Source organism: Pseudomonas sp. BN606 (assembly GCF_029873115.1).
GTDB lineage: Bacteria > Pseudomonadota > Gammaproteobacteria > Pseudomonadales > Pseudomonadaceae > Metapseudomonas.
In genome coordinates, this window is record NZ_SSOF01000071.1 from 64,335 (window position 1) to 78,517 (window position 14,183).

The following is a 14,183-nucleotide window of genomic DNA, read 5'->3' on the forward strand; positions in this document are numbered from 1 at the left end:
GACCATGGGCGATGCATTGGATTTCAGCGGCAAGGTGGTTCTGGTAACCGGTGGCGGCAAGGGTGTGGGCCGGGGCATCAGCCAGCGCTTTCTCGCCGGTGGCGCCGAGGTGGTGATCTGCGGCCGCAATGCCCCGGACGTATTGCCCCGTCACGCAGGCCGCGAGGCTCTGTTCCTGCCGTGTGACGTGCGCGATATCGAGCAGCTGCAACGCATGCTGTACAACATCGTCGAGCGCTTCGGACGGCTCGACGTACTGGTGAACAACGCTGGCGGCGCACCCCATGCCGAGGCGGCCACGGCCTCGCCGCGCTTCTCCGAATCCATCATCCGTCTCAACCTGCTGGCGCCGCTCAACCTCTGCCAACTGGCCAACCGGGTGATGCAGGCCCAGCCCGAGGGCGGCGCCATCGTCAACATCTGCAGCGTCAGCGCCACCCGCCCCTCCCCTGGCACCGCCGCTTATGGTGCGGCCAAGGCCGGACTGCTCAACCTCACCCGCTCGCTCGCGGTGGAATGGGCGCCCAAAGTCAGGGTGAATGCCATAACGGCGGGGCTGATCCTCACCGAACAGTCAGAGCTGCATTACGGCGATGCCGAGGGTGTGGCACGGGTAGCGGCGGGAATTCCGCTGCAGCGCATGGCGAGCCCCGAGGACATTGGTGATGCCTGTCTGTACCTGGCATCGCGCCTTTCCAGCTACGTGAGCGGCGCGGATATCTGCGTGCATGGCGGGGGAGAGAAGCCGGCGTTTCTGGAGCAGGCGGGGGCAAATTGAACGCGCGCCTGTAAGTTGGCGCTGCGCTTGAAAAGCCCAACATCACCCGGGTCGACCTGACGATGTTGGGCCTCGCTTCGTTCGGCGCCAACCTACGAGGATGTCGAGCCGCCTTCAACCATCGAATGCGCCCGGAACACCGTCTCGACGATCTTCCACTGCCCGCCGATGCGGCGATAGCGATCCTGGTAAACCCCGCCCAGTTGTCGCGTAGCACCAGTCTCGGCATCGACATTGAAGTAGTAGAGCGCCCAGCGCCCCGCGACTTCGTCGTCAACCAGATGTTCCAGTTCGGGATTGGCGCCGTGGTGCAGGTCGATCACCCGTTCGTTGCAGGCCAGTGACTGGTAGAGCGCGACAAAGCTGTCACGCTCCTGGAAGGTGCCCACCGGGCCGTAGTCGATCGTGATCGGCCCCTCGGCAAAGCAGGCACGAATCGTCTCCACGTCCTTCAGATCGCAGGCGTTGAGATAGCGGTGCTTGAGCAGACGAACAGCCTCCAGCGCTTCGAGGCGCGCGATGCGCTGTTCAAGGTTCATGACGCGTTCCTCGCCACCAGGTTGGCCTCGCCCCAGAAGGCCTTCATCGAGCGGATGCGGCCTTCGGCGTCGAACTCCATCACATCGATCACCTGGATGGAGCACGGCGCGCCGTTCCATACCAGGTCCACGCAGAACGGCACCGCGCCGCTGCCGGCGTGGCTGGCAGATACCGGACCCGTGCGGCGGGCGCGGGCGTTGGCGCGGCCCAGCCCCTCGCGGTAGAAGCGGTCGATGGCCTCGATGCCCACATGGGGCGGGCTGCCGACGGGGTCTTCCACCGTGGCATCGGCGGCGTAGAGCGCGACGATGCCATCGATATCGCAGGCGTCCACCAGCTCGACGTAGCGGGCCATGGTTTCCTGTACCTGTTGCGGACTGATCATCAGATGCTCCTCATAGGGTCTCGAACAGGGCGGCGGCGCCCATGCCACCACCAATGCACATGCTCACCACCACGTAGCGCACACCGCGGCGCTTACCTTCGATGAGCGCATGGCCGACCATGCGTGCGCCGGACATGCCGAAGGGATGGCCAATGGCGATGGCGCCGCCGTTGACGTTCAGGCGCTCGTCGGGAATGCCCAACGTGTCGCGGCAGTGGATCACCTGGCAGGCGAACGCCTCGTTCAGCTCCCACAGGCCGATGTGATCCATGGTCAGGCCGTGGCGCTTGAGCAGCTTGGGGATAGCGAAGACCGGGCCGATGCCCATCTCGTCGGAGTCACAGCCCGCCACCGCCAAACCACGATAGAGCCCCAGGGGCTCCAGGCCCCGGCGCTCGGCCTCGCGCGCGCTCATCAGCAACGAGGCACTGGCGCCATCGGATAGCTGCGAGGCATTGCCGGCGGTGATGAAGCGCCCGGCGCCGGACCATTGACCGCCCTGCCATACGGGTTCCAGGGCGCTCAGGCTTTCGCGGGTAGTGTCGGCGCGATTGCACTCATCGCGAGTCAGGGTCACTGATTCGTGGCGGCTCTCACCCGTGGCCTTGTCCGTTACCAGCTTGCGGACCGCCAACGGCGCCAACTCGACATCGAACAGCCCTGCGCTCTGCGCCAAGGCCGTGCGCATCTGGCTCTGGTAGCTGTACTCATCCTGCGCCTCGCGGGAAATGCCATAGCGCCCGGCGACGATCTCCGCCGTCTCGATCATCGGGATATACGCGCGCGGGTCCTGCGCCAGCACCGCTTCGGACTGGTTGCGGTAGCTGTTCTTGTGCTTGTTCTGCACCAGGGAGATGGACTCCAGGCCACCTGCGATGGCGATGTCGATCTCGTCGCAGATGATGCCCTTGGCCGCCAGGGCGATGCTCATCAGACCGGACGAACACTGGCGCTCTACCGCCATGCCGGCCACGCTGGAAGGCAGCCCGCCGGCCACCGCGCAGAGGCGACCGAGGTTGTATGCCTGGGTACCTTGCTGCGCGGCGGCGCCCATGATCACGTCATCCACCTCCCCTGGCTCGACGCCGGCGCGACGCAGCGCCTCACGCACTACATGGCCGCCCATCAGCGGCGCCTCGGTGTCGTTGAACGCTCCCCGGAAGGCCTTGCCGATGGGGGTTCGGGCGGTGGATACGATTACGGCTTCTTTCATTCTGTTGTCCTCTGGATTCGCGCGGGGCAAGGGGAGACTTTGTGGGGCCGAATTCTTTCGCTATGCAGACCGCAGGTCTGCCCTGCGTGGCCTGAAGGGGGCAGCTGCGCTGCCCTTTCGCGAATGAATTCGCTCCCACAGGAAAAGCGCACCTCAGATCACGCCGGGTAATACCGACTGATGGTGTCCACCACGCAGCCCGGACGATCCTCCCCCTCGATCTCCACACTGATGCGGATGGTGGCCTGGACTCCGCCCTTCACGGCTTCGGCGGCGATAAGTTGCGCACTGCCGCGCACACGGTTGCCGGCGCGGACCACATTGGGGAAACGGACCTTCTCGCAGCCGTAGTTCACCCCCATGGAGATGCCGCGCACCTCGACTATCTGCGGCAGGAACAGGTTGACCAGGGCCAGGGTCAGGTAGCCGTGGGCGATGCAGGCACCGAAGGGGCCGCTGGCGGCGCGAACCGGGTCGACGTGGATCCACTGGTGGTCGCCGGTGGCTTCGGCGAATTGGTCGATGCGCGACTGCTCGACACTCAACCACTCGCTGTGACCCAGTTGTTCGCCCACCCGCTCCAGCAATGCAGCCGGGGTTTCGAAGATCACCTTCATGCTCAGGCCCTCTGGCTGGAAACCGACAGCACTTCGCCGGTCATGTAGGAGCTGTAGTCGCTGGCCAGGAACATCATCACGTTGGCCACTTCCCAGACTTCTGCGGCGCGGCCGAAGGCCTCGCGGGAGGCGAGCTGGTCCAGCAACTCCTTGGGTGCGGATCGCTTCAGGAAGTCATGCAGGGCGATGCTCGGACTCACCGCGTTGATGCGGATGCCGTGTTCGGCCACCTCCACCGCTGCGCAGCGGGTCAGGGCCATGACACCGGCCTTGGCGGCGGCGTAGTGGCTTTGTTCCTTCTGCGCGCGCCAGCCGAGTACCGAGGCGTTGTTGACGATCACACCGGCCTGGCGCTCGATCATCTTCGGCAGCATGGCGCGGGTCATGCGCATGGTGCCGGTGAGGGTTACGTCGAGGACGCGGTTCCATTCCTCATCGCTCATCTCCACCAGCAGGCGCGATCCACCCAGGCCAGCATTGTTGATCAGCACATCGACTCCGCCCAGCTCGCGCTCGGCCGCCGTGACCAGGGCCTGCACCTGCTCCTCGATGGTGACGTTGCAGACCTTGCCATGGACCTGATCGAGTCCGGTGGCCTCGCGAATTTTCGCCACCGCCTCCTGCAGGCGTCCTTCATGGATGTCGCTGATCATCAGTGCGCGACAGCCTTCCTCGGCAGCGCGCAAGGCGGCAGAGAAGCCGATACCAGCACCAGCCGCGGCAGTGATCAGAACCGATTTGCCGCGCAGCAGGCCGTGGCCGGGAACGTAGGTTGGAATGGTCATGCAAGGTCCTCGGATCAGGCGCGCACGCGCGGTTCGCGGGGCATGCCCAGGGCGCGTTCGGCGATGATGTTGCGTTGGATTTCGTTGGTGCCGCCGTAGATGGAATCGGAGCGGCTGAAGAGGAACATCGACTGCAGACGGCCCAGTTCATAGGGCGCGCCCTCCAGCAATTCAGCGTCGGGGCCGAGGACGTCCATGGCCAGTTTGCCCAGCTCGACATGCCAATTGGCCCAGCACAGCTTGTAGATCATCGCCTCGCGACGCAGCGCGCCATCCTGTGCACCTGAGAGCATGCGCAGGGAGTTGTAGCGCAGGATGCGCAACCCACCCCAGGCTTCGGCGATGCGCTGACGCAGCAATGGGTCACGGGCGGCACCGTTGGCGCGGGCAATCTGGATGATCTCTTCCAGTTCGTTCTGGAACAGCATCTGCTGGCCGAGGGTGGAGACACCACGCTCGAAGCCCAGCAGGGCCATGGCGATCTTCCAGCCATCGCCCGGCACGCCGAGGATGTTATCGGCGTCGGTCAGCGCGTCATCGAAGAACACTTCGTTGAATTCGGAGGTACCGGTGAGCTGCTCGATGGGGCGCACCGTGATACCCGGCTGGTGCATGGGCACCAGCAGGAATGACAGCCCCTGGTGGCCAACGCTGCCCGCCTCGGTACGGGCGATGACGAAGCACCATTCGGATTCGTGGGCGAGCGAGGTCCAGACTTTCTGACCGCTGATGCGCCACTGGCCGTTCTCCAGCACCGCGCGGGTCTTCACATTGGCCAGATCCGAGCCTGCGGCCGGCTCGGAGTAGCCCTGGCACCAGAACTCGGTGCCCGCGACTATCCCCGGCAACAGGCGACGCTTTTGCTCCTCGGTGCCGAAGGCGGCGATGGTCGGCCCTGCCAGGCCTTCACCGATGTGTCCCATGCGGCCGGGGCCACCGGCGCGGGCGTACTCCTCGTGGAAGATCACCTGCTGATTGATAGAAAGGCCACGCCCGCCATGTTCCGGCGCCCAGCCCACGCAGGTCCAGCCACCTTCGGCCAGCTTGCGCTCCCAGGCTTTGCGCTCCTCGGGAAAGCTGTGCTCATCGCCCGGCCCACCGCGAAAGCGCAGCGGCTCGAAATCGCCCCGGAGATTGTCCGCCAGCCAGCCGGCCACCTCGCGGCGGAAGGCTTCGTCCGCCTCACTGAAACTGATCTTCATGCGTATTCCCCAAGGAGGGCCACGGCGATGCGCTCGCGGTGCCAGGACGGCGCGCCGAACAGGGCCTCGCTGGCCCGTGCGCGCTTGAAGTAGAGGTGCGGGTCGTACTCCCAGGTGAAGCCGACGCCACCATGCATCTGGATCGATTCCGCCGCGCAATGGAAAAACGCCTCAGAGCAACGCGACTTGGCCAGGGCAGCGGCCAGAGGCAGTTCGGCGGCGACTTCGGGATCGCCATTACCGGCCAGGACTTCCTCGGCCACACAAGCGGCGTACAAGGCGGCCGATCGCGCGCACTCCACCTCCAGCATCATGTCGGCGGCGCGGTGCTTGATGGCCTGGAAGCTGGCGATGGCGCGACCAAACTGTTGCCGTTCAGCTGTATAGGCCAGCGTCAGGTCGAGGGCCTGCTGGGCGCCGCCAGTCTGCTCGGCGGCCAGGGCCACGCAAGCCAGTTGCAGGATTTTCTCCAGCAACTCACCGCCCTGCCCCGGCGTGCCCAGCGCGGCATCGGCACCGACATACACGTGGTTGAGTTCGACTTCGGCCAGCTTGCGGGTCTGGTCCAATGTCGGAACCAGCTTGCGGCTGATGCCGGGCGTGTCCGCCGGAATGGCGAACAGGCCGATGCCCTCGCTACCCCGTGCCGCCACGACCAGCAGACCAGCACTGTGACCATCGATCACCTGGCGCAACTTGCCGTCGAGGACAAAGCCTTTACCCTCGTCGCGCACGCTGGCCTGTACCGAATCCAGCCCGTTACGGGTATTGCTGGCGTACGCCAGGGTGGCGGTCAGGCGGCCTTCGGCCAGTTGCGGAAGCCATTTCGCTTTCTGCTCCTCGCTCCCTCCCAGCAGCAGGGCCGGGGTGGCCAGGCAGGCGCTGGCGAAGAAGGGCGAGCAGAACAGACGACGCCCCATTTGCTCCAGCAGGATCGCCAGTTCCACGAAGCCCAAGCCAAGGCCACCATAGGCTTCGGGAATGTGGATGGCCGGCCAGACCATCTCGCTGCACACGCGCTGCCAGAGCACCGGGTCGTGGCCTAGATCGCTGGCCATCGCCGCACGCACGGCGGCGGAGTCAGATACATCCGCGAGAAAACTCTCGGCGGACTCGCGGATCATCTCCTGCTCATCGCTGAATGCGAATTCCATAACGCTGCCTTCTTGTGATTCCAGGGCTGGAAAGGAGTCTGGCGAGTTGCGGAAGGCGGGGAATCGTCCGGATGGACGAAGCAGGCAGGAGGGTTGAAGGAGGGTGTGGGAGCGAATTCATTCGCCAAGCAGAATCAGAGGCCGCTGCACGGCCAATCGCGAATGAATTCGCTCCCACAAAGAAAAGAAAGCAGCAGGGACGTGCGGGGCTCAGCTGCCGTACACCTTCTGCGCCGGCACCGTTTCGGCGAGCAGGCGTTCGACCACCCCGCCCACTTCCTCCGGCTGGTAGCGTGCGCCCTTGTCGAACTCGGGGCCACGGCGCCAGCCGTCGGCGATCGAGAGCCTGCCGCCTTCCACTTCGAACATGCGCCCGGTGATGGCCTGCGAGTCCTCGGAGCCCAGCCACACCACCAACGGGGCGACGTTCTCGGGGGCGAAGTGGTCGAAGCCTTCGTCCGGTCTCTTCATCACCTCGGCAAACACTTCCTCGGTCATGCCGGTGCGGGCGGCCGGGGCCAGGGCATTGGCGGTGATGCCGTAGCGCGCCAGTTCGGCCGCCTGCACCAGCGTCAGGGAAGCGATGCCACCTTTCGCAGCTGCGTAGTTGGACTGGCCGATGGAACCCTGCAGGCCGGCGCCGGAACTGGTGTTGATGATTCGGGCCTTGACCGCGACACCGCCCTTGGCCTGTTCGCGCCAGTGCTTCACGGCATGGCTGGCGAGACAGAAATGGCCCTTCAGGTGTACCGCCATCACGGCGTCCCAGTCGGCCTCGGTGAGGCTTGCGAACATGCGGTCGCGGCAGATACCGGCGTTGTTCACCAGCACGTGAAGGTCGCCAAAGGCTTCGATGGCCTGGCGCACGATTTCGCCGGCAGCGGCGTAGTTGGTGATATCGCCGTTGCTGGCGACAGCTTCGCCGCCCTTGGCGCGGATTTCGGCGACCACCGCTTCGGCGGCCGGCAGGTTGATATCATTGACCAGTACGTTGGCGCCTTCGGCGGCGAAGGCCAGTGCATAAGCACGGCCCAGCCCGCCGCCGGCGCCAGTGATGATGACGGAGCGGTTCTGGCAGATTGGCATTTGGGGTTCTCCGGTGAGTTCGAATGGTGGTGACGGCCCTCACCCCAAGCCTCTCCCAGAGGGAGAGGGGGCGGTCCGTGCAGTGGTCGAGTTCGGCACAGACTGCGTTGCTCCCCTCTCCTATTCAGGGAGAGGGGCCGGGGGAGAGGGGAGCGAGGTCAAAGGCGCTCGATGATGGTCACGTTCGCCTGCCCACCGCCTTCGCACATGGTCTGCATTCCGAAGCGGCCGCCGCTGCGTTCCAGCTCGTGCAGCAGCGTGCACATCAGCCGGGTGCCGGTGGCGCCCAGAGGGTGGCCGAGGGCGATAGCGCCACCGTTGACGTTGGTGCGTTCATGGGGGTAGCCGGTTTCCTTCAGCCAGGCCAGCGCGACCGAGGCAAAGGCTTCGTTGATTTCCACCCGATCGATGTCGTCCAGCTTCATGCCGGCACGCTTCAGCGCGTACTCGGTGGCCGGAATGGGCGCGGTGAGCATCCATACGGGGTCGTCGGCACGCACGCTGATGTGGTGGATGCGCGCACGGGGTGTGAGGTTGTAGCGCTTGAGCGCCGCCTCGGAGACCACCAGCAGCGCACTGGCGCCATCGCAGGTCTGGCTGGAAACCCCTGCAGTGACGCGGTCGCAGCCGAACAGGGTTTCAAGCTCGGCCATCTTGTCCAGGCTGGTCTGGCGCGGGGTTTCGTCGTGCTCGACGCCGGCCAGTGGCACGATCTCGCGGGCGAAACGGCCCTGCTCGATGGCGCGCAAGGCGCGGCGGTGAGATTCCAGGGCGTAGGCCTCCAGCGCCTGGCGGGACAGGCCCCAGCGTTCGGCGATCATCTGCGCAGAGCGGAACTGGGTCGGCGGCACCTTGCCATAGCGCTTCACCCAGCCTTCGGAGCCGGAAAATGGGTCAGTGAAGCCCAGCGGTTCGGCGGCGGTCATGGCCGAAGAAATCGGAATCTGCGTCATGGTCTGCACGCCACCGGCGATAACCACGTCCTGGGTGCCGCTCATCACGGCCTGGGCGGCGAAGTGCACCGCTTGCTGCGAAGAACCGCACTGGCGGTCGATGGTGGTGCCGGGCACGGCCTGGTCGAGGCCGGCGGCAAGCCAGCAGGTGCGGGCGATGTCCCCAGCCAGCGGGCCGATGGTGTCGACGCAACCGAAGATCACATCGTCGTAGTCGGCGTCGGGAATGGAGTTGCGGGCGACCAGTTCGCGCAATACGTGGGCGCCCAGGTCAGCGGCGTGGATCTGGCTCAGGCCACCCTTGCGCCGGCCGGTGGGCGTGCGCAGGGCGTCGACTATGTAGGCTTCGGGCATTAGGTGGTCTCTTTGTAAGGTTGAAGTCGGTAGCCCTCTCCCCAGCCCTCTCCCTGAAGGGAGAGGGGGCTGTCCGTGCACGGTATGGCAGGCGCGAGTCACCCCTCTCCTCTTCAGGGAGAGGGGCCGGGGGAGAGGGCGCTATCAATCAGAACGTATTCCCCGCCCCCGGCTGGACGGTGCCCGAGAACAGCGCCTGGCGAATCCGTGCCTTGTGCCAGCCACGATCACCCCAGACCTTGTCCAGGGCCCAGGCGCGTTTCATGAAAAGTTGCAGGTCCACTTCCCAGGTGTATCCCATGGCGCCGTGGGTCTGGATGGCGTTCTTGGCGGCCAGCAGTGCCGCTTCGGTACAGGCGATGCGGGCGTGGGAAACCTGTACGTCCCGCTCCGGCAGGTTCTGCGCGACGGCATGGGCGGCGCGGTAGAGCGGGCCCTTGGCGAACTCGATCTGCACCGCGACGTTGGCCATCAAGTGCTTCACCGCCTGGAAGGAACCCACCGGCTTGCCGAACTGCTTGCGCTCGAAGCTGTAGTCCACCGCCAAATCCACCATGCGCTTTGCCAGGCCCAGCAGTTGGGCGGCGGTTCCCAGCGCCCCACGGTTCTTCGCGGCGGCCCAAAGTGCCCTGCCCTGCTCGCCTTCGGCCACGCGGGTCCCCGCGGTCGGCTTCCAGTCGACGCGGAACAGCTGCCGGCTCGGGTCCACTGATTCGTTGCGGGTAAGCTGAACCTGCTCGGGCAACACGGCGTGCACTTCATCGCCGTGGGGTAGCAACAGCAGACCGGCCACATGGGCGTCGGCCACCAGAGGGTTGCCCGGCTCGCCGACGGCGAGGCGGGCCTTGCCTTCGGCGATTCGGGTCAGCCATTCGCCTTGCAGGTCGAGCTGGTTCGGCAGGGCGGCAAGCAGCGGCACGCCGATGAGCATGGTGTCCACCAGGGGCTCGGGCAGGCCGGCGTAGCCGCACTCCTGGGCGAGGAGGATGAAGTCCAGCTCATTCATGTCCAGGCCGCCGAAGCCGTCCGGCACGGTCAGGGCGGTTAGGCCGAGTTCTGTAAGTTGGCCCCAGAGTTCGTCGCTGCGGCCGCTCCCGGTCTGCCATAACTCGCGGATGCGCTCCGGGATCACTTCGTTGGTAAGGAAGGCGCGCACGTTGTCCTGGAACAGCAGTTGGTCATCGCTGAAGGTGAAGTCCATGGCGCGCTCCTCAGGCTCGCGGCATGCCGAGCATGCGCTCGGCGATGATGTTGCGTTGGATCTCGTTGGTGCCGGCGTAGATGGGCCCGGCCTGGGCGAACAGGAAGCCGTCCAGCCAGTGCCCGACATCACCCGCATCCGGTGCTTCCGGCAGCAACTCGCCGCGCAGGCCGAGGATCGACAGCGCCGTCTCGTGCATTCGCTGGTCCAGTTCGGACCAGAAGATCTTGTTGGTGGAGGATTCCGGACCGATCTTGCCGCCCTTCACCAGCCGCGACGCCGTCATGTAGGTGTTCAGGGTGTAGGCCTCGGCGTCCATCCAGGCCCGCATCACCGCTTCGCCGATGGCCGGGTCCAGGTCCGCCTGTTCCCGGTTGGCCAGGTAGAGTTGCACCAGGCGCCGCGCGGTTTCCTGGAAGCGGGCCGGCGAGCGCAGCATCAGGCCGCGTTCGAAGCCGGCAGTGGACATCGCCACGTGCCAGCCCATGCCCTCCCCGCCCAGCACGTTATCCACAGGCACTTCCACGTCGTCGAAGAAAATTTCGGCGAAGCCCGGCAGGCCGTTGAGCTGCGGGATCGGGCGCACGGTGATACCGGGGCTGTTCAGCGGCAGGAGGATGAAAGTCAGTCCGTGGTGGCGGCTGGATTGCGGGTCGCTGCGGAACAGGCCGAACAGCCAGTCGGCCCAGACGGCGCGGGTGGACCAGGTTTTCTGGCCGTTGATCACATAGACGTCGCCCTTGCGCTCGGCCCGGCAGCGGATGGCAGCCATGTCCGAGCCGGCGTTGGGTTCCGACCAGCCCTGGGCCCAGATTTCCTCGCCCGTGGCCATCTTCGGCAGGAAGCGCTCCTGCTGTGCGGCGGTGCCGAACTCCATCAGGGTTGGGCCGAGCAGGAAGATGCCGTTCTGGTTGACCCGTGCCGGTGCGCCCGCGCGGTAGTACTCCTCTTCGAAGATCAACCACTGGATCAGGTCGCAGCCGCGTCCACCGAGTTCCTTTGGCCAGGTCACCATGCCCCAGCGACCCTCGTTGAGTTTCGCTTCCCAGACGCGGTGCTGGCGGAAGCCTTCCTCGCAGTCGAAGGATTGCAGCGGTTCAGCCGGCACATTGGCCGCCAGCCAGGCGCGGACCTCCTCACGGAAGGCCTGCTGTTCAGGTGTGTAGGTCAGGTCCATGGGCTCATCCCTTGAAGGTGGCGGTGCGCTTGTCGACGAAGGCATCGCGGGCTTCCTGGGAATCCAGCGAGCGGTAGGCCTGCAGGGTGAAGCCCTGCTCCCAGCGGTATTTGTCTTCGAGGTTGCCGTCTTCGATGCCGGTCAGCGCCTCCTTGGCCAGGGCGATCATGGCCGGGCTCTTGGCGGCGATCTTGCGGGCGATCTCCAGGGCCGCCTCGCGCAACTCGGCGCGGGGTACAACACGTTCCACGGCACCCAGGCGATAGGCCTCGGCGGCGTCGATCATCTCGCCGGTGAAGTACATGTGGCGCACCTTCTGCACCGGGAAAAGGCGCTGTAGGTGGGCGCCGCCGCCCATGGCACCACGGTCCACCTCGGGTACGCCGAAACGCGCGCAGTCAGAGGCGACCAGGATGTCCGCCGCGCCACACAGGCCGATGCCGCCACCGAGGACGAAACCGTGCACAGCGATGATCACTGGCTTGGGATTGCGGTGGACGGCCTTGAAGCTGTCGTAGTTGCCCTTGTTCACCGCGACTATCAGGTTGCCGTCGGCTGCCAGTTCCTTGATGTCGACGCCAGCGCAGAACCCCCGGCCCTCGGCGCGAATGACGATGACCCGAACCTCGGGCGACTCGCCCAGGTGCTCGAGCTCGGCGGCGATGGCCGCCCAGCCTTTACTGTCGAAGGCGTTCACCGGCGGATGGTCGAAGACCATCTCGGCAATGCCGTTATCGATGCTCACGTGAAATGGACTGCTCATCCGGCTACCCCTTAGTTGTTCGATTTGTCGGTCACGCGGCGGCACAGCTCGGCGAGCCGTTGCTCGGCCTGCTGCACGATGGATTCGATGAGTTCGGCACAGCCCGGCAGGCTGTCGATGCTGGCGGCGATCTGCCCGGCGGGAAGTACGCCTGCCGCCGGCAGGCCCTCGACCATGGCCTTCTGGATCACCATCGGCGCGTTGGCGGCCATCAGCATTTGCGCGGCGCTGAGACCGTCGCTACCGCCGAGCTTCAACGCGCTGCCCAGCAGCTGGGCGATACTCGCGCCGCTGTGACGGCGGTAGGCCAGTGCACTGCGCAGGGCCAGCAACAGGCGTTTCAGGCCGCCGGAGCGTTCCAGGCTGTCGAGCAATTCGTTGCGGATCATCCGTTGCGGCATGCCATCGATGGCGCGACTGATGATGATGGCGGCTGGGTCGCGGACTTTCAGGTAGCGATCCAGGGTGGCCGGGGGCACAGGACTTTCGGCACTCATCAAAAAGCGCGTGCCCATGGCGATGCCTTCGGCACCGAGCGCCAGGGCCGAGACCAGGCCGCGCCCGTCCTTGAAGCCGCCGGCGGCGACCACCGGAACATCGACGGCGTCCACCACCTGGCCGAGCAGAATCGAGGTGGGCACCGAGCCGGTGTGGCCACCACCCTCCTCGCCCTGCACGGTGACGGCGTCGGCGCCCATCTCCACCGCCTTCACTGCATGCTTGAGCGCACCCACCGTGGGTATGCAAACCACACCGGCATCCTTCAGGCGGGTGATCATCGCCTTGCCGGGCGAACGGCTGTAGCTCACCGCACGCACACCGTGCCTGAGCACCAGCTCGACGATCTCGCCGGCATTGGCCTGGTACATGTGGAAGTTGACGCCGAATGGCTGATCGGTGAGCGCCTTGGTTTCGAGGATGGCGGCTTCCATGCGCTGCGGTTCGATGGTGGCGCCGGCCAGGAAGCCAAAGCCGCCGGCGTTGCCGGTGGCCGCTACCAGTTTCGGATCGGCCACCCAGCCCATGGCGGTCTGGATGATCGGATAGCGACAACCCAGCAGTCGGGTCAGGCGAGTATCGAGTGAAATCGCCATCACGCCTCCGATGAGTTGCGCTGGGACTGCGCCATGCCGCGGGCGTCGTAGCCGCCGAGCTTGTCGCCGCTGACCAGTTCGTTGTGCACATGGGCGAAGTGATGGAGGCCGAACACCATGTCCATGGTGGCGCGCTTGCCCATCAGGTCCTCGGCGTTGTTCACCGCCTGCTTGGTCAGTTGCAGGCCCAGGCGCGGCATCTGCGCGATGCGCCGGGCTACGTCCAGGGTCACGTCTTCCAGCACGTCGCGTGGCACCACCTTGTTGACCATGCCCATCTGGTAGGCACGATCGGCGCCCATGCGCTCGCCGAGGAAGAGGAACTCCTTGGCGATGCGCGGATTCAGTTCGTGCACGTGGGCGAAGTACTCGACCCCCGGAATCCCCATGCGCACCACCGGATCGGCGAAATAGGCGTCCTCCGAGGCGATGATCAGGTCGCAGACCCAGGCCAGCATCAGTCCGCCGGCGATGCAGGCGCCCTGCACCATGGCGATGGTCGGCTTGGGCATGTCGCGCCAACGCCGGCACATGCCGAGATAGACCTCCTGCTCGCGGGCGTAGAGGAACTCTCCGCCTGGCTTGTTCACGTGGTCGTACCAGAGGCTGGTGCGTTCGAAGCTCTGGTTCACGTCGCGACCAGGCGTACCGATGTCGTGCCCGGCGGAGAAGTGCTTGCCGGCACCGCGCAGGACGATGACCTTGACCGCGTCGTCATCGCAGGCGCGACGGAAGGCGGCGTCCAGGGCGTAAGTCATGCGCGAGTTCTGCGCGTTGTGATACTCGGGGCGGTGCATGGTGACCAGGGCCAGCGGGCCCTGAACCTCGTACTGCACCACGTCTGCTTCTGCGGCCTGTTCGTGGCTCATGTGGGCGGCTCC

The 14,183-nt window shown here is 65.8% G+C and carries 15 protein-coding genes; 1 reads left to right on the forward strand and 14 read right to left on the reverse strand.

Going from position 1 to position 14,183, the window contains the following annotated elements:
* Positions 1–4 precede the first annotated feature (4 nt).
* The gene (locus tag E8E75_RS13650; protein ID WP_153921263.1) at positions 5–778 is read left to right on the forward strand and encodes an SDR family oxidoreductase; all 774 of its coding nucleotides are present in this window, start codon (positions 5–7) and stop codon (positions 776–778) included.
* A gap of 92 nt (positions 779–870) precedes the next feature.
* On the opposite strand, the gene E8E75_RS13655 is transcribed toward E8E75_RS13650, so the two are convergent.
* The 14 genes from E8E75_RS13655 to E8E75_RS13720 form a co-directional block, all read right to left on the reverse strand.
* Positions 871–1,317, reverse strand: a complete 447-nt coding sequence (locus E8E75_RS13655) for a nuclear transport factor 2 family protein (RefSeq protein WP_153921265.1) — start codon at positions 1,315–1,317, stop codon at positions 871–873.
* Positions 1,314–1,703: a nuclear transport factor 2 family protein gene (locus E8E75_RS13660; RefSeq protein ID WP_120652580.1), complete on the reverse strand. Its 390-nt coding sequence runs from the start codon at positions 1,701–1,703 to the stop codon at positions 1,314–1,316. The genes E8E75_RS13655 and E8E75_RS13660 overlap by 4 nt, the downstream gene beginning before the upstream one ends.
* 10 nt (positions 1,704–1,713) lie before the next feature.
* Positions 1,714–2,916 carry an acetyl-CoA C-acyltransferase gene (locus E8E75_RS13665; protein ID WP_153921267.1) on the reverse strand — a complete coding sequence of 401 codons (1,203 nt, stop codon included), beginning with the start codon at positions 2,914–2,916 and terminating at the stop codon, positions 1,714–1,716.
* 158 nt (positions 2,917–3,074) lie between these two features.
* The gene (locus tag E8E75_RS13670) at positions 3,075–3,533 is read right to left on the reverse strand and encodes a MaoC family dehydratase (protein WP_153921269.1); all 459 of its coding nucleotides are present in this window, start codon (positions 3,531–3,533) and stop codon (positions 3,075–3,077) included.
* A gap of 2 nt (positions 3,534–3,535) precedes the next feature.
* Complete coding sequence (locus E8E75_RS13675) at positions 3,536–4,318, reverse strand: SDR family oxidoreductase (protein ID WP_153921271.1); 783 nt, start codon at positions 4,316–4,318, stop codon at positions 3,536–3,538.
* Between the two features lie 14 nt (positions 4,319–4,332).
* Positions 4,333–5,520, reverse strand: a complete 1,188-nt coding sequence (locus E8E75_RS13680; protein ID WP_120652584.1) for an acyl-CoA dehydrogenase family protein — start codon at positions 5,518–5,520, stop codon at positions 4,333–4,335.
* Entirely contained in the window at positions 5,517–6,674 is a 1,158-nt protein-coding gene (locus tag E8E75_RS13685; protein ID WP_153921274.1) for an acyl-CoA dehydrogenase family protein, read from the reverse strand. Before E8E75_RS13685 ends, E8E75_RS13680 begins: the two co-directional genes overlap by 4 nt.
* A 210-nt stretch (positions 6,675–6,884) precedes the next feature.
* Positions 6,885–7,760, reverse strand: a complete 876-nt coding sequence (locus tag E8E75_RS13690) for an SDR family oxidoreductase (protein ID WP_120652586.1) — start codon at positions 7,758–7,760, stop codon at positions 6,885–6,887.
* A gap of 158 nt (positions 7,761–7,918) precedes the next feature.
* A complete protein-coding gene (locus E8E75_RS13695) occupies positions 7,919–9,067 on the reverse strand; it encodes an acetyl-CoA C-acetyltransferase (protein ID WP_153921276.1) in 1,149 nt (382 codons plus the stop codon).
* A gap of 148 nt (positions 9,068–9,215) precedes the next feature.
* The gene (locus E8E75_RS13700) at positions 9,216–10,268 is read right to left on the reverse strand and encodes an acyl-CoA dehydrogenase family protein (protein ID WP_120652588.1); all 1,053 of its coding nucleotides are present in this window, start codon (positions 10,266–10,268) and stop codon (positions 9,216–9,218) included.
* Between the two features lie 10 nt (positions 10,269–10,278).
* The gene (locus E8E75_RS13705; protein ID WP_120652589.1) at positions 10,279–11,445 is read right to left on the reverse strand and encodes an acyl-CoA dehydrogenase family protein; all 1,167 of its coding nucleotides are present in this window, start codon (positions 11,443–11,445) and stop codon (positions 10,279–10,281) included.
* 4 nt (positions 11,446–11,449) lie between these two features.
* Positions 11,450–12,208: an enoyl-CoA hydratase family protein gene (locus E8E75_RS13710; protein ID WP_153921278.1), complete on the reverse strand. Its 759-nt coding sequence runs from the start codon at positions 12,206–12,208 to the stop codon at positions 11,450–11,452.
* 11 nt (positions 12,209–12,219) lie between these two features.
* The gene (locus tag E8E75_RS13715) at positions 12,220–13,302 is read right to left on the reverse strand and encodes a nitronate monooxygenase (RefSeq protein ID WP_153921280.1); all 1,083 of its coding nucleotides are present in this window, start codon (positions 13,300–13,302) and stop codon (positions 12,220–12,222) included.
* Positions 13,302–14,171, reverse strand: a complete 870-nt coding sequence (locus tag E8E75_RS13720; RefSeq protein WP_120652592.1) for an enoyl-CoA hydratase — start codon at positions 14,169–14,171, stop codon at positions 13,302–13,304. The genes E8E75_RS13715 and E8E75_RS13720 overlap by 1 nt, the downstream gene beginning before the upstream one ends.
* Positions 14,172–14,183 lie beyond the last annotated feature (12 nt).